Raw genomic sequence first — 20,439 nt, 5'->3', positions numbered from 1 at the left:
GTTCGCAGCCGCCCGGCGCGTCATCCGGAAACACCCAGGATTCTTTCAGGACTTACCCCCGACTCTCCGACATGACGACCCCGACCTCCAGCCAAACCGCCCTGATGGCAAACGCGATTCGCGCGTTGTCGATGGACGCCGTTCAACAGGCCAATTCCGGCCATCCGGGCATGCCGATGGGCATGGCGGAAATCGGCGTCGCGCTGTGGTCGCGCCACCTGAAGCACAACCCGACGAACCCGCACTGGGCCGACCGCGACCGCTTCGTGCTGTCGAACGGACACGGCTCGATGCTGCTGTATTCGCTGCTGCATCTGACGGGCTACGACCTGCCGATCTCCGAACTGAAGAATTTCCGCCAGCTGCATTCGAAGACGCCGGGCCATCCCGAAGTCGGCATGACGGCAGGCGTCGAGACGACCACCGGCCCGCTCGGCCAGGGTCTCGCGAACGCGGTCGGCATGGCGCTCGCCGAAGCGCTGCTCGCCGCCGAATTCAACCAGGACGGCGCGTCGATCGTCGATCACCACACCTACGTGTTCCTCGGCGACGGCTGCCTGATGGAAGGCATCTCGCACGAAGCCTGCTCGTTCGCCGGCACGCTCAAGCTGAACAAGCTGATCGCGCTTTATGACGACAACGGCATCTCCATCGACGGCGACGTCGAGCACTGGTTCCACGACGACACCCCGAAGCGCTTCGAAGCCTATGGCTGGAACGTGATCCGCGCGGTGGACGGCCATAACGTCGACGCGGTCGATGCCGCCATCGCGCAGGCGAAGCAATCCGACAAGCCGACGCTGATCTGCTGCCGCACGGTGATCGGCAAGGGCGCGCCGACCAAAGCGGGCGGCCACGACGCGCACGGCGCGCCGCTCGGTCCCAAGGAAATCGCCGACACGCGCGCGGCGCTCGGCTGGTCGTGGGAGCCGTTCGTGATTCCGCAGGAAGTCTATGCGGCGTGGGACGCGAAGGAAGAAGGCGCGCGCGCCGAAGCCGAGTGGAACAAGGCGTTCGACGCGTATCGCGCGAAAAATCCGCAGCAAGCCGCCGAGTTCGTGCGCCGCATGAACGGCGAACTGCCGGCCGACTGGGCCGAGCAGGCGAAGAACATCGTCGAAGGGGCGAATCAGCGCGCCGAAACGGTCGCGACGCGCAAGGCGTCGCAACAGGCGATCGAAGGGCTCGCCGCCGCGCTGCCGGAACTGCTCGGCGGTTCGGCCGACCTGACGGGCTCCAACCTCACGAACTGGAAGGCGTCGAAGCCGGTCCGCGCCGCTGGCGACGCGGATAACGCCAACCCGGACGGCAAGGGCATCCAGTGGGGCAACCACATCAACTACGGCGTGCGCGAGTTCGGCATGAGCGCCGCGATCAACGGCATCGCGCTGCACGGCGGCTATCGCCCGTTCGGCGGCACGTTCCTGACGTTCTCGGACTACAGCCGCAACGCGCTGCGCGTCGCCGCGCTGATGAAGTCGCGTTCCATCTTCGTGTTCACGCACGATTCGATCGGTCTCGGCGAAGACGGCCCGACGCACCAGTCGATCGAACACGTGTCGAGCCTGCGCCTGATTCCGCAACTCACCACCTGGCGTCCGGCCGACACGGTCGAAACCGCCGTGGCGTGGACTGAGGCCGTCGGGCATCAAGGTCCGTCGGCGCTGATCTTCAGCCGTCAGAACCTGCAGTTCTCGCCGCGCAACGACGTCCAGATCGCGAACATCGCGAAGGGCGGCTACGTGCTGCGCGACTGGAACGACGACATCCCCGCGCGCAAGATCATCCTGATCGCGACGGGCTCGGAAGTGCAACTGGCGATGGAAGCCGTCGACAAGCTCGCGCAGGAAGGCATCGGCGCGCGCGTGGTGTCGATGCCGTCGACCAATGTGTTCGACCGCCAGGACGCCGAGTATCGCGAGCGCGTGTTGCCCAAGGGCGTCGTGCGCGTGGCGATCGAAGCGGGCGTGACGGATTTCTGGCGCAAGTATGTGGGTCTCGAAGGCGGCGTGGTCGGCATCGATTCGTTCGGCGAATCCGCGCCGGCCGGCGTCCTCTTCAAGCATTTCGGCTTTACCGTCGAGCATGTCGTGGAGACGGCCAAGGCCGCGCTCGCCGGCGTGTGAGTGCGTGTTCGCCGGCGCCCCGAAGTATTTTTTAAGCCAAGGAGATAGACCATGACGATTCGCGTTGCAATCAACGGCTACGGCCGGATCGGCCGCAACACGTTGCGCGCCCTCTACGAAAACGGCAAGAAGCACGACATCGAGATTGTCGCCATCAACGATCTCGGCGATGCCAAGACGAACGCGCACCTCACGCAGTACGACACGGCGCACGGCAAGTTCCCGGGCGAAGTGAAGGTGGACGGCGACTACCTTGTCGTCAACGGCGACCGGATCCGCGTGCTGGCGAACCGCAACCCGGCCGAACTGCCGTGGGGCGAGCTGAACGTCGACGTCGTGATGGAGTGCACCGGTTTCTTCACGACGAAGGAAAAGGCGAGCGCGCACATCAAGGGCGGCGCGAAGAAGGTCATCATTTCGGCACCGGGCGGCAAGGACGTCGACGCGACCATCGTCTACGGCGTGAACCACCACGTGCTGAAGGCATCGGACACGGTCATCTCGAACGCGTCGTGCACGACGAACTGCCTCGCGCCGCTCGTCAAGCCGCTGAACGACAAGATCGGCCTCGTGAACGGCCTGATGACGACCATCCACGCGTACACGAACGACCAGGTGCTGACCGACGTGTATCACGAGGACCTGCGCCGCGCGCGCTCGGCCACGCACAGCCAGATCCCGACCAAGACGGGCGCGGCATCGGCGGTCGGTCTCGTGCTGCCGGAACTGAACGGCAAGCTCGACGGCTACGCGATTCGCGTTCCGACGATCAACGTGTCGGTGGTCGACCTGTCGTTCATCGCCGCGCGCGACACGACGGTCGATGAAGTCAACAAGATCATGAAGGACGCGTCGGAAGGCGCGCTGAAAGGCATCCTCGGCTACAACGATGCGCCGCTCGTCTCGATCGACTTCAACCACAACCCGGCATCGTCGACGTTCGACGCAACGCTCACGAAGGTGTCGGGCCGGCTGGTGAAGGTGTCGAGCTGGTACGACAACGAGTGGGGTTTCTCGAACCGCATGCTGGATACGGCTGTGGCGCTCGCGAACGCCAAGTAAGCCACGCGACTGCTGTCAGGAAGCCGCTCTTCGGAGCGGCTTTTTTCGTTTACGCCTTCAGCGGCAGCGGAAAATGCACGCCCGCGCGCTGCGCGGCGTTGACGATATGCATCTCGATGGCGCGGCCCGCGCCTTCGCTGTCCCGCGCCTTGAGCGCTTCGACGATCGCCGCGTGCTCGTGAAAGGTCGACAGCACCAGTTCGCGCCGGTAGAACGGCAGGCGCTGGCTTTCCTTCATGATGTCGGCGCTGCCGCGCAGGATCGATTCGATCGCCGCGTTGCCCGCGAGACTCACGATGCGCATATGGAATGCGAAGTCGAGCTGCGCCGCTTCTTCAAGTTCGGCGCTGATGAGCGCGCCTTGCAGCGAATCGAGATTGTCCTGCAGCCACTCGATATCGCCGTCGCCGATCGAATGCGCCGCCAGCCGTGCGACGAAGCCTTCGAGCGCAAAGCGCATCTGGTACGTGTCGGGCAGCGACGCCTGATCGGCGAAACGCCACGCATGCGACGTCGATGCCTGCGCGCTGCTCACATACACGCCCTTGCCCGGCCGGATATGCAGCATGCCGAGCGCTTCGAGCGTCGTGAGCGCCTCGCGCAGCGAAGCCCGGCTGATCGCCAGTTCCTCCGATAGCTGCCGCTGCGCCGGCAGCAGGCTGCCCACGGGATAGACGCTGGCCTCGATGCGGTCGCGAATGGTCGCGATCGCGGCATCGGTCACGGTATGCGGAACGTTTTTCATAGGATTAATCGGAGTAGTCCGGTCTGACCGCCATTGTAGGCGCAGCGCGCCGTTCCGTCCCACAAGCATTTTTACCTATCGCCGCAAGCCCCTGATAACACGGGTAAACCGGTATCAAACCGTCCTTGACTGGGCTATATCGGCTTTCTAATATTCGTCATCACAGCACTGGTCCGACCAGTCCGAACAGTTGCTGAATTGATCCTCTGACTGAGATTGACGACGAAGGAGAATGGTCGTGTCGAGATTCCTGAATTCGCTGTTTGGCAGGGTAATGATCGCGTTGATCATAGGCATCGTGGTCGGGGCGCTGTTCCCGCACTTCGGACAGTCGCTGAAGCCGCTCGGCGACGGCTTTCTCAAGCTCATCAAGATGGTGATCGGGCCGATCGTGTTCTGCGTCGTGGTGAGCGGCATGGCGAGCGCGGGCGACCTCAAAAAGGTCGGACGCGTCGGCCTGAAGGCGGTCGTCTACTTCGAGATCATGACGACGCTCGCACTCGTGATCGGCGCCGTTCTCGCGTGGGTGACGCGTCCGGGCGTCGGCATGAACATCGACCTGCATTCGCTCGATGCCGCGTCGCTCACCACCTACACGGAGCACGCGAAAGGCCTGAAGGACACCGCCGGCTTCCTGCTGAAGATCATCCCCGACACCGCGATGGACGCCTTCGCGAAGGGCGACATCCTGCAGGTGCTCGTGTTCTCCGTGCTGTTCGGCGCGGCGCTGTCGCTGCTCGGCGAGAAGGCGCAGCGCGTGACGGGCCTGATCGACGAACTGTCGCACGTGTTCTTTCGCATCATGGCGTTCGTCATCAAGCTCGCGCCGCTCGGCGTGCTCGGCGCGATCGCGTTCACGACCGGCCAGTACGGCGTGGCGTCGCTCAAGCAACTGGGCTTGCTCGTCGTCGTGTTCTACGCGAGCTGTTTCCTGTTCGTGTTCGTCGTGCTCGGTGTCGTGATGCGCCTCGCGGGCTTCTCGATCTTCAAGCTCGTGCGCTACCTGCGCGAAGAACTGTCGATCGTGCTCGGCACCGCTTCGTCGGACGCCGTGCTGCCGCAGATCATGCGCAAGCTCGAATGGATGGGCGTGAAGGACTCGACCGTCGGCCTCGTGATCCCGACCGGCTACTCGTTCAACCTCGACGGCTTCTCGATCTATCTGACGCTCGCCGTCATCTTCATCGCGCAGGCGACCAACACGCCGCTCTCGCTGCACGATCTGATCGTCGTGGTGCTGGTGTCGCTCGTGACGTCGAAGGGCGCGCACGGCATTCCCGGCTCGGCCATCGTGATTCTCGCCGCGACGCTCTCCGCGATTCCCGCGATCCCCGTGCTCGGCCTCGTGCTGATCCTGCCGGTCGACTGGTTCGTCGGCATCGCGCGGGCCGTGACCAACCTGATCGGCAACTGCGTGGCGACGGTGGTCGTCGCCGTGTGGGAGAAGGACATCGACCGGGCGCGCGCCAAACGCGTGCTCGACCAGGACGCCGACTTCCTGTTCGTGCCGGCGCCCGCGCACACGAACGGACACACGCACGAAACCGCGCACGCGCTGTAACGCTCAACTTCAAAGGAAACGATCATCATGGCAAACCCGATCCTCGACGCCGACGCTCCCGCCTTCACGCGCCGCTACATGAATCTCGCCGATCCGCGGCTGGGCGCCGAAGCGCTCTTCGCGAGCGACGAATTCTTTGCGCCGAAGGAGCGCATGCTCGACCCGCAGCCGGCGCAGTTCATCCCCGGCAAGTACGACGACCACGGCAAGTGGATGGACGGCTGGGAAACGCGCCGCAAGCGCACGACGGGCTATGACTTCTGCATCGTCAAGCTCGCGCGGCCGGGCACGATCCACGGCATCGACATCGACACGAGCCATTTCACCGGCAACTTCCCGCCGGCGGCGTCGATCGAGGCGTGCTGCACCGACAGCCCGAACCCGCAGGAAAACGGCGACTGGCGCGAGATCGTCCCCGCGACGACGCTGCAGGGCAATCGCCATCATTACGTCGAGATCGCCGACGCGCGCGCCTACACGCACTTGCGCGTGAACATCTATCCGGACGGCGGGATCGCGCGGCTGCGTGTCTACGGCCAGCCGAAGACGGACTTCTCGCGCGTCGCGCGCGGCACGCTGCTCGATCTGGCGGCGATCGAAAACGGCGCGTATCTGGTCGCGGCGAACAACCAGCATTTCGGGCCGGCCTCGCAGATGCTGATGCCTGGACGCGGCGTCAACATGGGCGACGGCTGGGAGACGCGGCGTCGCCGGGAGCCGGGCAACGACTGGGCGATCGTCGCGCTGGCGCATCCGGGCGTGATCCGCGCGATCGAAGTCGATACGGCGCACTTCAAGGGCAATTTCCCCGACCGCTGCTCGTTGCAGGCGGCGCGCGTGGCGGGCGGCACGGACGAGTCGCTCGTCACGCAGGCGATGTTCTGGCCGGTGCTCTTGCCCGAGCAGAAGCTGTCGATGGACAACGTGCATCGCTTCGAGAGCGAAGTCGCGGCGCTCGGACCGGTGACGCACGTGCGTTTCAATATTTTCCCGGACGGCGGCGTGTCGCGGCTGCGCGTCTTCGGCGACATCGAGTAAAGCCATGAAAACGCTGACGCTGGAACCCCTGACGCGCGAGGCGTTCGCGCCTTTCGGCGACGTCATCGAACTGGAAGGCGCGCGCCATTTTCCGATCAATGGCGGCACGACCGAGCGCTTTCACGATCTCGCACGCGTCGAGATCGGCGCCGACGAGGGCGGGCGGCCGCTCATCAGCGTGTTTCGCGGCCAGCCGCGACCGCAGCCGGTCGAGATTTCGATGATGGAGCGCCATCCGCTCGGCAGCCAGGCGTTCCTGCCGATGCACGACGTGGCGTATCTGGTTGTCGTGGCGCCACCGGGCGAGTTCGATCCCGCGGGGTTGCGCGCCTTTCACACGCGCGGCTGGCAGGGCGTGAACTACGCGCGCGGCGTCTGGCACCATCCGCTGATCGTGCTGGATCGCGAAGGCGATTTCATCGTCGTCGACCGTGGCGGCAGCCAGCCGAATTGCGACGAAATCGATCTGGCAGAACGGCATGTGCTGGTTCGCGCGGCGTCCGCGCGGCACGCCGCCTGACAACCCGAGGCGCAAAAAAACCGCCGCCCATCATTGCCGATGGGCGGCGGTTCCGTTTCAGGCAAGCACTTCAGTGCTTGCGATGCGGGCAATTCTCCTTCGTGCACGCGCCATAAAGCGCGAGTGCGTGCTCGTGCAGCTTGAAACCGCGGTCCTTCGCAATCGCCTGCTGGCGGCTTTCGATTTCGCCGTCGAAAAATTCCTCGACGCGTCCGCAGTCGATACACACGAGGTGATCGTGATGCGACCCTTCGTTCAGTTCGAAGACGGCCTTGCCCGATTCGAAATTGCTGCGCGAAAGCAACCCGGCCTGCTCGAACTGCGTGAGCACGCGATAAACCGTCGCGAGCCCGATGTCGAGTTCCTCATGGATCAGGTTGCGATACACGTCTTCGGCCGTCAGGTGGCGCACCGGACTATGCTGAAAAATTTCCAGAATCTTGAGGCGGGGCAGGGTCGCCTTGAGCCCGATATTTTTGAGATCGGCGGGATTGGTCATGGCTAGGCATCCCTAGAGTACAATTCAAGGTTCTCATAGTAATGCGTTTTTACCGTTTCGGTCATCTTCGTGCGAAGTCGAACCGCGGTGGAAGCAATCAGCGTGGTCTGAAAACGCCTCGCACGCAGGGTGAAATGAAAGGTGAAATGTTGCCAAAATCTTTGTCGAATTGCCTGGAGAGCCGTCGTATGCGGGGAACCTTGATCGCTGCCGTACTAGCCACCGCGCTGGCCGGATGTTCCACCTACGACAGCGTCACGCAGCGGATTGCACAAAGCATCACGCCGTATCGAATCACTGTCGTGCAGGGCAATTTCGTTTCGCAGGAAGCGGCGAGCCAGATGCAGGTGGGCATGTCGCGCGATCAGGTGAAGGCGCTGCTTGGCACGCCGCTGCTCACCGACATGTTCCACTCGGACCGCTGGGACTATGTGTTCTATTTCAAGCGCGGGTCCACGTCGGTCGTGCAGCAGCGCGACTTCATCGTCAACTTCACGAGCGATCGCGTCGTGAGCTGGTCGGGCGGCGAGAATCTGCCTTCGAACCTCGAATTGCTCGCCGAAATCGACGGCGACAAGGGCGTCAAGCTCGCGAAGGCGTCGATCCCGGCCGCGCCGGTGGTCGCGGCTTCCGCGGCGTCGGGCACGACGGCTGCCGTCACCGCGCCGTCGGCCGAGCAGCCGTCGATCCAGCCTGACGCGTCGGCGGCATTCGCGGGCGACCCGAACCAGCAGGCCGCGCAGGCCGCCAACCGCGCGACAAGCCAGGTGCAGTCGCCGACCGGCCGCACGCAGTCGTCGGCGCGGGCGAGCGTGCCGCAGACGGCAGGCGGCGCGCCGGGCGCGGCGGCCACCACGGCCGGCAATTCGCAAATCCAGTTGAAACGCCAGCCGCAGCCGGTCAACATTCCGGACAGCAGCGCGGTCGGTCCGCAGGGTTCGTCGCCGGCGCCGGCGTCCGCGAACGCCGCCGGGCAGACGCAGTTCTACGTGCCGCAGCAGGGCGCGCCGAGCAACTGACGCAGGTCGCAGCACACGTCATAAAGCGCTTCAATGAGCAGGTCATTCGGGAACGGCGGGCGTGGTCCCGCTGTCTCTCGTCTGAATCCGGCGCGCGACAGACCAGACGGGTTTCGTCGCACGTTTCACCCGGGTCCGGACGCACGTCTCAACCCAGTCACCGCAGACACGCCATGAAAATCGCCATCGCCGGCGCATCGGGCCGCATGGGCCGGATGCTGATCGAAACCGTTCTCAACGATGCCGACGCCAAACTGGCCGGCGCGCTCGACCGTACCGGCGCGCCGCAGCTCGGCCAGGACGCGGGCGCGTTCCTGGGCAAGACGACAGGCGTCGTGCTCACCGACGACATCGAGCGCGTGTTCGCCGACGCCGATTTCCTGATCGACTTCACGCGGCCCGAAGGCACGATCGCGCATCTGGAAGCGGCGCTGCGGCATAACGTCAAGATGATCGTCGGCACGACCGGTTTCGACGACGCGCAAAAAGCGCAACTGCGCGCGGCGGGCGAGCAGATCGGCGTGGTGTTTGCGCCGAACATGAGCGTCGGCGTGAACGTGACGATGAAGTTGCTCGAATTCGCCGCCAAGCAGTTCGCCGAAGGCTACGACATCGAGATTATCGAGGCGCATCACCGCCACAAGGTCGATGCGCCGTCCGGCACGGCGCTCGCGATGGGCGAAGTGATCGCGGGCGCGCTCGGGCGCGACCTGAAGGACTGCGCGGTCTACGGCCGCGAAGGCGTAACCGGCGAACGCGATCCGTCGACTATCGGTTTTTCCGCGATCCGCGGCGGCGATATCGTCGGCGATCATACGGTGCTCTTCGCGGGCATCGGCGAGCGCATCGAGATCACGCACAAGTCGGCGAGCCGCCTCTCGTATGCGCAGGGCGCGCTGCGCGCCGCGCGCTTCCTCGCCGGCCGCGACGCCGGTTTCTTCGACATGCAGGACGTGCTCGGCCTGCGCTGAGCGTTCCCTAGCTGACGATGGCGGCCACGGGCGTTATCCACTATCTGCAAAGCGGCGACGGCATCACGCGCGGCGTCGCGATCGTGCTGCTCGCGATGTCGGTGGCGAGCTGGTGTTTTCTGATCGTCAAGGCGTGGGTGCTCTCGCGCGCGAAGCGCCAGGGTCCGCGCGCTTTGAAACGCTTCTGGCAGGCCGCGACGCTCGCGGACGGCATCGACCAATTGCGCGCGACCGATCGCGAGCGCGTCTATCTGCCGCTCGCGGAAGCGGCGTGGCATGCGTCGGAGGCGGAAGTGCCGGGCGCGCTGCTCGCGCGCGTCGAGCGCAGCGAGCGCGTGCTGCGCGCGCTGCGTCAGGCGCTGCTCAACTCGCAGCGGCGGCTCGAATTCGGACAGGTGCTGCTCGCGTCGGTCGGCAGTACGGCGCCGTTCGTCGGGCTGCTCGGCACGGTCTGGGGCATCTATCACGCGCTCAACAGCATCGCGGCGAGCGGGCAGGCGATGATCGAAAACGTCGCCGGGCCGGTCGGCGAGGCGCTCATCATGACGGCGTTCGGCCTCGTCGTCGCGATTCCGGCGGTGCTCGCGTACAACGTGCTCGGGCGCTACGTGCGGCAGGTCTCGGAGGAACTCGACGGCTTCGCGCACGACCTGCACGCCTATCTCTGCGGCGGCGTCCGCGCCGACAAGGCGTAACGGCGATGGCCTTCGGCGGACTCGAAAAAAAACCGAACGGCTCGCCGATGGCCGACATCAACATGACGCCGCTCATCGACGTCATGCTCGTTCTGCTCGTGATCTTCATCATCACGGCGCCGCTTTTCACGCACGCGATCCGGCTCGAATTGCCGAAGGTCTCGTCGCAAGCCGTGCGCGAGACGCCGGACACCATCACGCTTTCCATCGACGACGCCGGCAAGCTCTATTGGAACGACCAGCCGGTAACGCTCGACCAGATGCGCACGCGCTTCGCGGCCGAAGGCAAGCGCGCGACGCCGCCGGAAATTCATCTGCGGGCGTCGGCGGCAACGCGCTACGACGTCATCGCGCAGGTGATGAGCGCCGCGCAGCAGGCGGGGCTCGACAAGATCGGTTTCGTCACCCAGCCGAAGGGCGTGCAGGCTCGCTAGGCCGAGCGCGGGCAGTCTGCCAAAGCCCGCGAAAGCCCCGTCAAACCGCGCTGGCCGGGCCGCCGGACCCGCCGCCAAGGGCGCGTCGCCGAACGGTATAATCGCCCTTTGCCTGATCGGCGCGTCCGTCACGACCGTAGACTCAAGCCAACAAGCCGATTTCCCTGTCACGCGCCACAGCGAGCGGGGCCGGGCCAGATTCCAGCATCAGCCGAACAGCCAACCACACCATGCACGATAAATACGTACCCGCCGACGTCGAATCCGCCGCACAAAGCGACTGGCGCGCGAAGGACGTCTACCGGTCGACTGAATCCACGACCAAGCCCAAGTTCTACTGCGTCTCGATGCTGCCGTATCCGTCGGGCAAGCTGCACATGGGCCACGTGCGCAATTACACGATCAACGACGTGATGTACCGCTATCTGCGGATGAACGGTCACAACACGCTGATGCCGATGGGTTGGGACGCGTTCGGGATGCCCGCCGAGAACGCCGCGATGGCGAACGGCGTGCCGCCCGCCAAGTGGACGTACGACAACATCGCGTACATGAAGAAGCAGATGCAGTCGATGGGCCTCGCGATCGACTGGTCGCGCGAAATCGCCACCTGCTCGCCCGATTACTACAAGTGGAACCAGTGGCTGTTCCTGAAGATGCTGGAAAAGGGCATCGCGTACAAGAAAACCGGCACGGTGAACTGGGACCCGGTCGACCAGACCGTGCTCGCGAACGAGCAGGTCATCGACGGGCGCGGCTGGCGCTCGGGCGCGCTCGTCGAAAAGCGCGAAATTCCGATGTACTACATGCGCATCACCGATTACGCGGATCAACTGCTCGACGACCTCGAAGGTCTCGGCTGGCCCGAGCGCGTGAAGGTGATGCAGCAGAACTGGATCGGCAAGAGCTTCGGCGTGAACTTCGGCTTCCCGTATGAAATCGACGGCGAAGCGAAGCTCCTGCGCGTGTTCACCACGCGTGCCGACACGATCATGGGCGTCACTTTCGCCGCGATCGCCGCCGAACATCCGCTCGCCACGCGCCTCGCGCGCGACAATCCCGCGCTGCAGCCGTTCATCGACGAATGCAAGCGCGGCGGCGTCGCCGAAGCGGACATGGCGACAATGGAAAAGAAGGGTATGGCGACCGGCTTCTTCGTCACGCATCCGCTGACGCAGCAACAGGTCGAAGTGTGGATCGGCAACTACGTGCTGATGAGCTACGGCGAAGGCGCGGTGATGGGCGTGCCGGCGCACGACGAACGCGACTTCGCGTTCGCGAAGAAATACGATCTGCCGATCAAGCAGGTCGTCGCGATGGAAGGCAAGGACTACTCGACCGACGCGTGGCAAGAGTGGTATGCCGACAAGACCGGCGGCCGCCTCGTCAATAGCGGCAAGTACGACGGCCTCACGTCGGAAGAAGCCATCGACGCGATCGCCGCCGACCTGAAGTCGGCCGGTTTCGGCGACAAGCAGGTGACGTGGCGTCTGCGCGACTGGGGCATTTCGCGCCAGCGCTACTGGGGCACGCCGATCCCGATCATCCATTGCCCGAGCTGCGGCGACGTGCCGGTGCCGGAGAAGGACCTGCCCGTCGTGCTGCCGGAAGACCTCGTGCCGGACGGCACGGGCAATCCGCTCGCGAAGTCGGAAGCGTTCGTGAACTGCGCGTGCCCGAAGTGCGGCGCGGCGGCGAAGCGCGAAACCGACACGATGGACACCTTCGTCGATTCGTCGTGGTACTTCTCGCGCTACGCCGCGCCCGACGCCAAGTCGATGGTCGACGAGCGCACCGATTACTGGATGCCGATGGATCAGTACATCGGCGGCATCGAGCACGCGATTCTTCACCTCTTGTATTCGCGTTTTTGGACGAAGGTCATGCGCGACATGGGCCTCGTCAAGTTCGGCGAACCCGCGAAAAACCTGCTCACGCAGGGCATGGTGCTGAACGAAACCTACTATCGCGAAGACGCGGCGGGCAAGAAGACCTGGTACAACCCGCTCGACGTCACCGTGTCGCACGACGACAAGGGCCGGCCGACCGGCGCCGTGCTGATCGCGGACGGCCAGCCGGTCGTGCTCGGCGGCGTCGAGAAGATGTCGAAGTCGAAGAACAACGGGGTCGATCCGCAAACGCTGATCGATCAATACGGCGCCGATACCGCGCGTCTGTTCGTGATGTTCGCCGCGCCGCCGGAGCAGTCGCTCGAATGGTCGGGCACGGGCGTCGAGGGCGCGAGCCGCTTTCTGCGTCGCGTGTGGCAATACGCGCATGCCCAGGCGGATGCGCTCAGGCAGCACGCGAAGCTCGATGCGTCGACGCTCACCGACGCCGAGCGCGCGCTGCGCCGCGAAATCTACAGCGTGCTCAAGCAGGCCGACTTCGACTATGGCCGGCTGCAGTACAACACGGTCGTGTCGGCGGCGATGAAGATGCTGAACGCCGTCGAAGGTGCGAAGAACGCGAGCGCGGGCGTGCTCAACGAGGCGTTCGGCGTGCTGTTGCGCGTGCTGTATCCGGTCGTGCCGCACCTCACGTTCCAGCTGTGGTCGGAACTCGGCTACGCGAAGGAATTCGGCGACCTGCTCGACGCGCCCTGGCCGAAAGTCGACGAAGCCGCGCTCGAACAGGCCGAAATCGAACTCGTGCTGCAGGTGAACGGCAAGGTCCGCGGCTCGCTCACGGTCGCGAAGGACGCGCCGCGCGAAGCCATCGAAAAGGCGGCCGTAGAACACGAAATGTTCGCGAAGTTCTCGGAAGGCCGCGCGCCGAAGAAGGTCGTCGTGGTGCCGGGGCGCCTCGTCAACGTCGTCGTCTGAGCCGCAACGAAAAACATGGGAGTGTATGTGAGCCGGAAAGTCGTCGAAGGGAAGGCGTGCGATCGTTTGTCCGGGACGCACGCGCAGTCCGGTGTCAGCAGGCGCGCGTTCCTGTCGCTCGTGGGCGGCGCGCTCGCGTTGTCCGCGTGCGGCTTCCAGTTGCGCGGGCAGCAGGACTACGTCTTCAAGCGCCTCGCGATCAGCGGCGGCGCGCCGCAGATGGTCGCGCGCCTCGAACGCATGGTGCAGGGCGGCAGCGACACCGTGGTCGTCAGGCCGTCGGAAAAGCCGGAGGCGATCCTGTCGCTCGGCGAGGGACGCGGGCAGCGCACGCTGAGCCTGAACTCGCAGGGCGTCGTGCAGGAATACGAGCTGGTGTATTCGCTGAACTATTCGCTGACCGGCGCGGACGGCACCGTGCTGATCCCGCAGAGCGTGATCGCGCTCAACCGGGCGATGACCTACAGCACGCAATACGCGCTCGCGAAGCAGCAGGAAGCGGATCTGCTCTATCGCGACATGCAGAACGATGCGGTCGATCAGTTGACGCGCCGGCTCGCCGTCGTGCGGTCGCTGCATCCCGCGCCGAGCGAGCAGACGCCGGCCATCGCACCGCGCGCGCCGCTACCGACGCCGCCGCTCTGAGCGAAGCGCGCCTGGCATGCAAATCAAACTCGACGCGCTCGACGCGCATCTCGCCAAGGGTCTCAAGGGCCTGTACGTCGTCTACGGCGACGAGCACCTGCTCGCGCAGGAAGCGTGCGACCGCATCCGCGCGGCCGCGCGCGCGGGCGGGTTCACCGATCGCTCGGTGTTCACGGTCGAGCGCTATTTCGACTGGAGCAGCCTCCTCGGCGCGAGCCAGTCGATGTCGCTGTTCGGCGACCGTCAGCTGGTCGAGTTGCGCATTCCTTCCGGCAAGCCCGGCAAGGAAGGCGCGGAAGCGCTCAAGGCCATCGCCGCCGCCGACAACCCCGACGTCCTCACGCTCATCACGCTGCCGCGCCTCGACTCCGCGACGCAGAAAGCCGCATGGTTCACCGCGATCACCGGTACGGGCGTCGCGCTGAAGATCGACCCGGTCGAGCGCGCTCAACTGCCGATGTGGGTCAACCAGCGTCTTTCGCAACAGGGACAGCGCGTCGCGCCCGGCGAGGAAGGGCGGCGCGCGTTGACGTTCATCGCGGAACGGGTCGAGGGCAATCTGCTCGCGGCGCATCAGGAAATCCAGAAGCTCGGGCTGCTCTATCCCGAGGGCGTGCTGACCTTCGAGCAGATTCACGACGCCGTGCTCAACGTCGCGCGCTACGACGTCTTCAAGCTCAACGAGGCGATGCTGACGGGCGACGTCGGCCGTCTCGCGCGCATGCTCGACGGTCTGAAGGGAGAGGGCGAAGCGGCCGTGCTGGTGCTGTGGGCGCTCGTCGAGGAAGTGCGCACGCTGTTGCGCATCAAGCGCGGCGTCGCGGCGGGCAAGCCGCTCGCGACGCTCCTGCGCGAAAACCGCGTGTGGGGTCCGCGCGAACGGCTGATCGGCCCGGCGCTTTCCCGTGTCACCGAAAACGCGCTGGAAAAGGCGCTCACGCTTGCGGCGAAGCTCGACCGGCAGGTCAAAGGCCTGTCCGGCAGCACCGGCAAGCCGGGCAGCGAGCCGCCGCCGAATCCGTGGGACGGCATGTTCGAACTCGCGATGACGGTCGCGCATTCCGGAAACCCGGCGCCCGCGCCCGGCCGACCTCGTCGCTGAAACGCACATCGGCTTAGAATCAGGTTATTGGGCGTCCCTTTTTCTGCGGGCGCATTCGGTTCCCGCCGCATCCGGCGCGCTCGTGTTCAGCGCGCCTCGCAGACCGGCGACGAGCAACAGCAAGAGACCCACGATGAACATCGACGAATACATGACCGACCTTGGCCGCCGCGCGCGCGCCGCGTCCCGCGCGATGGCGCGCGCCACGACGTCCGCGCGCAATGCGGCGCTCGAAGCGGTCGCGAAGGCGATCGAACGCGAACGCGCCGCGCTGAAAGAAGCGAACGCCCGCGATCTGGCCCGCGCGCGCGACAAGGGCCACGACGCCGCGTTCATCGACCGCCTCACACTGTCCGACCGCGCGCTGAACACGATGGTCGAAGGCCTGCGCCAGGTGGCGTCGCTTGCGGACCCGATCGGCGAAATCAGCGGCCTCAAGTTCCGCCCGACCGGCATCCAGGTCGGCCAGATGCGCGTGCCGCTCGGCGTGATCGGCATCATCTACGAATCGCGGCCGAACGTGACCATCGACGCCGCCGCGCTGTGCCTGAAGTCCGGCAACGCGGCGATCCTGCGCGGCGGCTCCGAGGCGCTCGAATGCAACACCGCGCTCACGAAGCTGATCGGCGAAGGGCTCGCGGCCGCCGGATTGCCGCAGGATGCCGTGCAGGTCGTCGAGACGGCGGATCGCGCGGCGGTCGGCAAGCTCATCACGATGACCGATTACGTCGACGTGATCGTGCCGCGCGGCGGCAAGAGCCTCATCGCGCGGCTGATGGAAGAAGCGCGCGTGCCGATGATCAAGCATCTCGACGGCATCTGCCACGTCTATGTCGACGACCGCGCCGATCTCGCAAAGACGCTCGCCGTCTGCGAAAACGCGAAGACGCATCGCTACGGCACCTGCAACACGATGGAGACGCTGCTCGTCGCGCGCGGCATCGCGAACGAGGCGCTGCCCGCGCTCGCGCGCATGTTCCAGGCGAAGGAAGTCGAGCTGCGCGTCGATCCGGGCGCGCGCGCCGTGCTGGAAGCGGCGCAGATCGGCGGTCTCGTCGAGGCGACGGAGGAAGACTGGCGCACCGAATATCTCGCGCCGGTGCTGGCGGTGAAAGTGGTCGGAAATCTCGACGACGCCATCGACCACATCAACGAACACGGCTCGCATCACACCGACGCGATTCTCACCGAAGACCACGACCGCGCGATGCGCTTCCTGCGCGAAGTGGATTCGGCGAGCGTGATGGTGAACGCATCGACCCGTTTCGCCGACGGCTTCGAGTTCGGCCTGGGCGCCGAAATCGGCATCTCGAACGACAAGCTGCACGCGCGCGGACCGGTGGGGCTCGAAGGACTGACATCGCTCAAGTACGTGGTCCTCGGCCACGGCGAAGTGCGCCAATAAGAAGGCATTGCCTCGATGCTCTGGATCAAATCGCTGCATATCGTGCTGGTGGCCTCGTGGTTCGCGGGGCTGTTCTATCTTCCGCGCATTTTCGTGAACCTCGCGATGGAGAGCGACGCAGCCGCCACCGCGCGGCTCTTGCTGATGGCGCGCAAACTGTTTCGCTTCATGACTTTCATCGCCGTGCCCGCGCTCGCGTGCGGGCTGTGGCTGTGGCTCGTGGTCGGCATCGGCCAGGGGCAGGGCTGGCTGCACGCGAAGCTGACCATCGTCGCGTTGCTGATTGTTTATCACGCGTATTGCGGCCGGCTGCTGCGCACGTTCCAGCGCGGCGAGAACACGCGCTCGGACAAGTGGTATCGGATGTTCAACGAATTGCCCGTGCTGGGGCTGCTCGGCGCAACCTTGCTGGTGGTCATCAAGCCTTTCTGACGGCCGGTTCGGCCGGCAAGGCTCGCACACCCTTCTGACTGGCACATGTCCCGCCTTTGCTGCCGGTCAGCCAACTTTAGGCGCTTCGCCACACTTGCAGCCCGTCATCGCTGGGTCGACGGACGCATCGACGAACGCGTCGTCAGGCCAGCTGTGCCTTTTTGTCACATCGACGGCCGGATGTGTCCGCGCAGCTATCGCCACGGTCACGCGTCCCCGGTTTCACATCGCGCAAGCGTTCGGGGGCGCGAGGCGTGAATGCATTCGAATGCAATTCTCCAAAATCGGGCGTTATCGTCAGCCGTGCGTAATTGACGCATGAGCAAAGCGGTATAAGTTCGAATAGCTGAATATCCAACAGGTCTGCGACGGTGCTTATCGCAGCATGCGGTCGCAGTGACATATCCGCTTGCACATGGCCGTCCTGCATCACGCACGCCTCCGCGTAGCACAGCCAATCTCTTCCTTCGACGATTCAAACCGCAAGCGCTTTCACCGATACCGCCCGATCGGCGCTTTGCGCGCTTTCCATGTAAGCGTCGAACCAAAAGCAGACTTTCGTGAGAATTATCCTAATCGTTTAGGAGTGCCGTTGCTATTTGGCGACAAGGATAAGTAAAAAAGCAACACGGCATCGCAGAAGGAACCGAGGCGAAAGGCAGCGCATGACGAACGCCTTATGCCCTGACTTCAGGTGTTGACGCTGGTCTCCGAACAGCGCGGCTTCCACTGCGAACACTACCGATCAACCGGACGGTGGATCTCCGGTACGCATTTAAGAGTTTTCGCCTTAAGCCAGCGCCTCACAAAAACTATAGTTCGCCAACGTTCGCAACGGAGCGGTCTCTATTTCTGCCCGCTGGCGCCATAGCGCTGGAGTAGACCTATAGAAGACATCGCAGACGGGACGATCTGTTGGGGGAGAGTAAGCAGTCCTAAAAAAGAATGACGAACTCTGCGTCAACTATTAGTCGATTTTTTATCATTTAAGGTGTTCAAGGTATGAATAAGACATACAAGTCCGTATGGAATGAGTCGACAGGCTCATGGGTCGCGGTTTCCGAACTAGCGTCCGGTCGCGGCAAGTCCAGCAAGCGGAAAGCGCTGGCTGCCGTGGCGCTGCTGGGCATCGGGGCGGCGGGTGGAGCGCACGCAGGTGGGCTGGACGGCGGCACTGCCACCGGCGGAAGCGATCCTTGGGGGGGGCCAACCGCCATTGGCAGTAACGCACTTGCCTCTGGTCAGGCCTCGGTGGCGGTCGGCCCGTCGTCCACTGCATCCGGCGCGGACTCTCAGGCATTTGGCGGAAAGGCGACGGCTGCGGGCGGCGGCAGCCTCGCCGTTGGTTACTTCGCCAAGGCACTGAGTTTTTATGCGACCGCTATCAACGGCGGAGTCGCGAACGGCGTTGGTGACCTTTCACTTGGTGCCGCTGCCAAGGCGAGCGGCACGGCGACCGGCGCAGTGAATCCGAGTACTGGCTTTCTAGACTTTGATGAGGCGGCCACGGCTGTTGGCGCCCGCGCGGTTGCAGATGGCTCAGGTACGTTCGCGTTCGGTAACATGGCAACTAGCACCGGCGTGTTTTCGATGGCGGTGGGCGCGCTCTCTACCGCGACTGGCACTAATGCTGTCGTCATTGGTTACAAAGCGAACGGTTCTGGCGATAATTCTACCGCCGTTGGTTATCAGGCGGCGAGTACGGGCGCCAACAGTCTCGCAATGGGCACCAATGCGACAGCGAGCGCCGATAACGCGATGGCTCTCGGCTCTGCTTCGACTGCAACCCGTGTAAACTCGGTTTCGGTCGGCAACGACACCATGACCCGGCAGCTCGTCAATGTCAGCGCCGGCACGCAGAACACCGACGCGGTCAACGTGAGCCAGCTCAAAACGCTCGGCATGACGACGGATGCGAGCGGCAACATCACCAACGCGTTCGTGGCCTATGACAGTGGTGCGAAGAACACCATTACGCTCGGCGGTGTGGGCACGTCGGCGCCGGTCAAGATCACCAACGTCGCAACCGGTACGGCGCCCTCCGACGCCGTGAACGTCCAGCAGTTGACGACCGCAGTGGGTGACTCGAAATGGGTCAAGGCGGGTCCTCTGTCCGCCGCGTTCACCATCAGCGCACTCGGCACGGATGCCTTCGCAGCCGGCATCAACACGCACGCGGACGCGAATGGCGCCGTCGCGATGGGTCAGAACGTTACCACGGCCGGTGTCGGCTCGGTTGGCGTAGGTGTTCAGGTGGCGACCACCGGCGCCAATTCGTCGGCGTTCGGCGTCAAGGCCACGACGCTGTCGGCCCGCGGTCTCGCGCTTGGAAATACGGCGACCGTTCTTACTGGCTCTGCCGACGGCATCGCGGTCGGCACTAACTCCGCTTCCGGTGCGAACGGTGCGGTCGCGGTCGGTCTGAATGCCACGTCGATCGGCGACAGCACGTATGTGATCGGTAACAACTCGACTTCGGCTGGCACGTCGTCGATCGTGTTGGGTAATGGCTCGCTGGTTGGCAAGGCCGGTCAAGGTGTCACGAACTCCGCTTCGATCGGTGGAAGCAATACTGTCAGCGCTTCGAACACCTTCGTGTTCGGCAGCAATGTGAAAGCGGCCGGTACGAACAGCGTGGTTCTCGGCGCCAACAGTGATGGCAGCCAGAGCAACGTAGTTTCGGTGGGTGCAAGCGGAGCGGAACGGAAGATCGTCAATGTCGCACCGGGCACGATCTCGGCGAGCAGCACGGACGCGATCAATGGCTCGCAGCTCTACAACACCGCATCGACGACCGCGAAGGCGTTCGGCGGCGGTGCCGGGGTCGGTGCGGACGGCAAGATCAGCACACCGACGTTTGTGATCGGCGGAAAGAAGTATTACGACGTCGACACGGCGCTGGCAGCGGCCGCAGCCCCTGGCGAAAACTCGGTGCAGTACGACACGCCGGCGCATGACATGGTCACGCTGGGCGGCACGGATTCGACGACGCCGGTCACGCTGACCAACGTTGCAGCGGGCAAGGTCGACGCGGATGCGGTCAACCTGAAGCAGTTGAAGGACGCGGGTCTGACGACGGACAGCGACGGCACCCCGACCAACTCGTTCGTGGCCTATGACGATCTGTCGAAGGCTTCGGTCACGCTGGGCGGTTCGAACGGCACGCAGATCCACAACGTCGCGGCAGGAACGGCGGACCAGGACGCGGTGAATCTCGACCAGTTGACGAAGGCTGGTTTGAAGGTCGGCAGCGATGGCACTCCGACCAACTCGTTCGTGGCCTATGACGACGCATCGAAGGATTCGGTCACGCTGGGCGGTTCGAACGGCACGCAAATCCACAACGTCGCGGCAGGAACG

At 64.6% G+C, this 20,439-nt stretch carries 17 protein-coding genes; 15 read left to right on the top strand and 2 right to left on the bottom strand.

Annotation, left to right across the window (positions count from 1 at the left end; all coding sequences use genetic code 11):
• Positions 1 to 71 precede the first annotated feature (71 nt).
• Together tkt and gap are read left to right on the top strand one after the other, a co-directional pair.
• Positions 72 to 2,126 carry a transketolase gene (gene tkt, locus QCE48_RS12745; RefSeq protein ID WP_309787432.1) on the top strand — a complete coding sequence of 685 codons (2,055 nt, stop codon included), beginning with the start codon at positions 72 to 74 and terminating at the stop codon, positions 2,124 to 2,126.
• Positions 2,127 to 2,177: 51 nt separating this feature from the next.
• Positions 2,178 to 3,188: a type I glyceraldehyde-3-phosphate dehydrogenase gene (gene gap / locus QCE48_RS12740; protein ID WP_309787433.1), complete on the top strand. Its 1,011-nt coding sequence runs from the start codon at positions 2,178 to 2,180 to the stop codon at positions 3,186 to 3,188.
• Between the two features lie 49 nt (positions 3,189 to 3,237).
• On the opposite strand, the gene QCE48_RS12735 is transcribed toward gap, so the two are convergent.
• The gene (locus tag QCE48_RS12735; RefSeq protein WP_309787434.1) at positions 3,238 to 3,933 is read right to left on the bottom strand and encodes a FadR/GntR family transcriptional regulator; all 696 of its coding nucleotides are present in this window, start codon (positions 3,931 to 3,933) and stop codon (positions 3,238 to 3,240) included.
• Positions 3,934 to 4,171: 238 nt separating this feature from the next.
• Between QCE48_RS12735 and QCE48_RS12730 the strand changes: the two genes are divergently transcribed.
• The 3 genes from QCE48_RS12730 to QCE48_RS12720 are packed head-to-tail and all read left to right on the top strand — an operon-like array spanning position 4,172 to position 7,052.
• A complete protein-coding gene (locus QCE48_RS12730) occupies positions 4,172 to 5,494 on the top strand; it encodes a C4-dicarboxylate transporter DctA (RefSeq protein WP_309787436.1) in 1,323 nt (440 codons plus the stop codon).
• Positions 5,495 to 5,521: 27 nt separating this feature from the next.
• Positions 5,522 to 6,532: an allantoicase gene (gene alc, locus QCE48_RS12725; protein WP_309787438.1), complete on the top strand. Its 1,011-nt coding sequence runs from the start codon at positions 5,522 to 5,524 to the stop codon at positions 6,530 to 6,532.
• A gap of 4 nt (positions 6,533 to 6,536) precedes the next feature.
• Positions 6,537 to 7,052 (top strand): ureidoglycolate lyase, encoded by a 516-nt coding sequence (locus QCE48_RS12720; RefSeq protein WP_309787439.1) that lies wholly within the window; start codon positions 6,537 to 6,539, stop codon positions 7,050 to 7,052.
• A 70-nt stretch (positions 7,053 to 7,122) separates the two neighbouring features.
• Here QCE48_RS12720 and fur read toward each other — a convergent pair whose 3' ends face one another.
• Positions 7,123 to 7,551, bottom strand: coding sequence for a ferric iron uptake transcriptional regulator (gene fur, locus QCE48_RS12715; protein WP_309787440.1), 429 nt, complete (start codon positions 7,549 to 7,551; stop codon positions 7,123 to 7,125).
• 188 nt (positions 7,552 to 7,739) lie between these two features.
• Here fur and QCE48_RS12710 point away from each other — a divergent pair, with 188 nt between their 5' ends.
• The 10 genes from QCE48_RS12710 to QCE48_RS12665 all read left to right on the top strand — a co-directional run.
• Positions 7,740 to 8,570 carry an outer membrane protein assembly factor BamE gene (locus QCE48_RS12710; RefSeq protein WP_309787441.1) on the top strand — a complete coding sequence of 277 codons (831 nt, stop codon included), beginning with the start codon at positions 7,740 to 7,742 and terminating at the stop codon, positions 8,568 to 8,570.
• Between the two features lie 173 nt (positions 8,571 to 8,743).
• Positions 8,744 to 9,541: a 4-hydroxy-tetrahydrodipicolinate reductase gene (gene dapB / locus QCE48_RS12705; protein WP_309787442.1), complete on the top strand. Its 798-nt coding sequence runs from the start codon at positions 8,744 to 8,746 to the stop codon at positions 9,539 to 9,541.
• Positions 9,542 to 9,558: 17 nt separating this feature from the next.
• Positions 9,559 to 10,236, top strand: a complete 678-nt coding sequence (locus QCE48_RS12700) for a MotA/TolQ/ExbB proton channel family protein (protein WP_309787444.1) — start codon at positions 9,559 to 9,561, stop codon at positions 10,234 to 10,236.
• A gap of 5 nt (positions 10,237 to 10,241) precedes the next feature.
• Entirely contained in the window at positions 10,242 to 10,670 is a 429-nt protein-coding gene (locus tag QCE48_RS12695) for a biopolymer transporter ExbD (protein ID WP_309787445.1), read from the top strand.
• A gap of 230 nt (positions 10,671 to 10,900) precedes the next feature.
• Entirely contained in the window at positions 10,901 to 13,495 is a 2,595-nt protein-coding gene (leuS, locus tag QCE48_RS12690; RefSeq protein WP_309787447.1) for a leucine--tRNA ligase, read from the top strand.
• A gap of 66 nt (positions 13,496 to 13,561) precedes the next feature.
• Entirely contained in the window at positions 13,562 to 14,140 is a 579-nt protein-coding gene (lptE, locus tag QCE48_RS12685) for an LPS assembly lipoprotein LptE (protein WP_309788331.1), read from the top strand.
• A gap of 16 nt (positions 14,141 to 14,156) precedes the next feature.
• On the top strand, positions 14,157 to 15,242 hold the full coding sequence (holA, locus tag QCE48_RS12680) for a DNA polymerase III subunit delta (protein ID WP_309787448.1): 1,086 nt from the start codon (positions 14,157 to 14,159) through the stop codon (positions 15,240 to 15,242).
• Between the two features lie 133 nt (positions 15,243 to 15,375).
• The gene (locus QCE48_RS12675) at positions 15,376 to 16,647 is read left to right on the top strand and encodes a glutamate-5-semialdehyde dehydrogenase (RefSeq protein WP_309787449.1); all 1,272 of its coding nucleotides are present in this window, start codon (positions 15,376 to 15,378) and stop codon (positions 16,645 to 16,647) included.
• 15 nt (positions 16,648 to 16,662) lie between these two features.
• A complete protein-coding gene (locus QCE48_RS12670) occupies positions 16,663 to 17,079 on the top strand; it encodes a CopD family protein (RefSeq protein WP_309787450.1) in 417 nt (138 codons plus the stop codon).
• A 1,002-nt stretch (positions 17,080 to 18,081) separates the two neighbouring features.
• Positions 18,082 to 20,439, top strand: a 2,358-nt coding sequence (locus QCE48_RS12665) for an ESPR-type extended signal peptide-containing protein (RefSeq protein ID WP_309794163.1), incomplete at its 3' end; no start/stop codon positions are given.

The organism is Caballeronia sp. LZ024, from assembly GCF_031451455.1.
GTDB classification, from domain to species: Bacteria; Pseudomonadota; Gammaproteobacteria; order Burkholderiales; family Burkholderiaceae; genus Caballeronia; species Caballeronia telluris.
The sequence above is the reverse complement of the archived record's forward strand: the minus strand, read 5'-3'. Positions and strand labels throughout refer to the sequence as shown.

Bases quoted from the DNA above. Each gene is read 5' to 3' on its own strand.
- tkt (WP_309787432.1), top strand. From the start codon at position 72: ATGACGACCCCGACCTCCAGCCAAACCGCCCTGATGGCAAACGCGATT.
- gap (WP_309787433.1), top strand. From the start codon at position 2,178: ATGACGATTCGCGTTGCAATCAACGGCTACGGCCGGATCGGCCGCAAC.
- QCE48_RS12735 (WP_309787434.1), bottom strand. From the start codon at position 3,933: ATGAAAAACGTTCCGCATACCGTGACCGATGCCGCGATCGCGACCATT.
- alc (WP_309787438.1), top strand. From the start codon at position 5,522: ATGGCAAACCCGATCCTCGACGCCGACGCTCCCGCCTTCACGCGCCGC.
- QCE48_RS12720 (WP_309787439.1), top strand. From the start codon at position 6,537: ATGAAAACGCTGACGCTGGAACCCCTGACGCGCGAGGCGTTCGCGCCT.
- fur (WP_309787440.1), bottom strand. From the start codon at position 7,551: ATGACCAATCCCGCCGATCTCAAAAATATCGGGCTCAAGGCGACCCTG.
- QCE48_RS12710 (WP_309787441.1), top strand. From the start codon at position 7,740: ATGCGGGGAACCTTGATCGCTGCCGTACTAGCCACCGCGCTGGCCGGA.
- dapB (WP_309787442.1), top strand. From the start codon at position 8,744: ATGAAAATCGCCATCGCCGGCGCATCGGGCCGCATGGGCCGGATGCTG.
- QCE48_RS12700 (WP_309787444.1), top strand. From the start codon at position 9,559: ATGGCGGCCACGGGCGTTATCCACTATCTGCAAAGCGGCGACGGCATC.
- QCE48_RS12695 (WP_309787445.1), top strand. From the start codon at position 10,242: ATGGCCTTCGGCGGACTCGAAAAAAAACCGAACGGCTCGCCGATGGCC.
- leuS (WP_309787447.1), top strand. From the start codon at position 10,901: ATGCACGATAAATACGTACCCGCCGACGTCGAATCCGCCGCACAAAGC.
- holA (WP_309787448.1), top strand. From the start codon at position 14,157: ATGCAAATCAAACTCGACGCGCTCGACGCGCATCTCGCCAAGGGTCTC.
- QCE48_RS12675 (WP_309787449.1), top strand. From the start codon at position 15,376: ATGAACATCGACGAATACATGACCGACCTTGGCCGCCGCGCGCGCGCC.
- QCE48_RS12670 (WP_309787450.1), top strand. From the start codon at position 16,663: ATGCTCTGGATCAAATCGCTGCATATCGTGCTGGTGGCCTCGTGGTTC.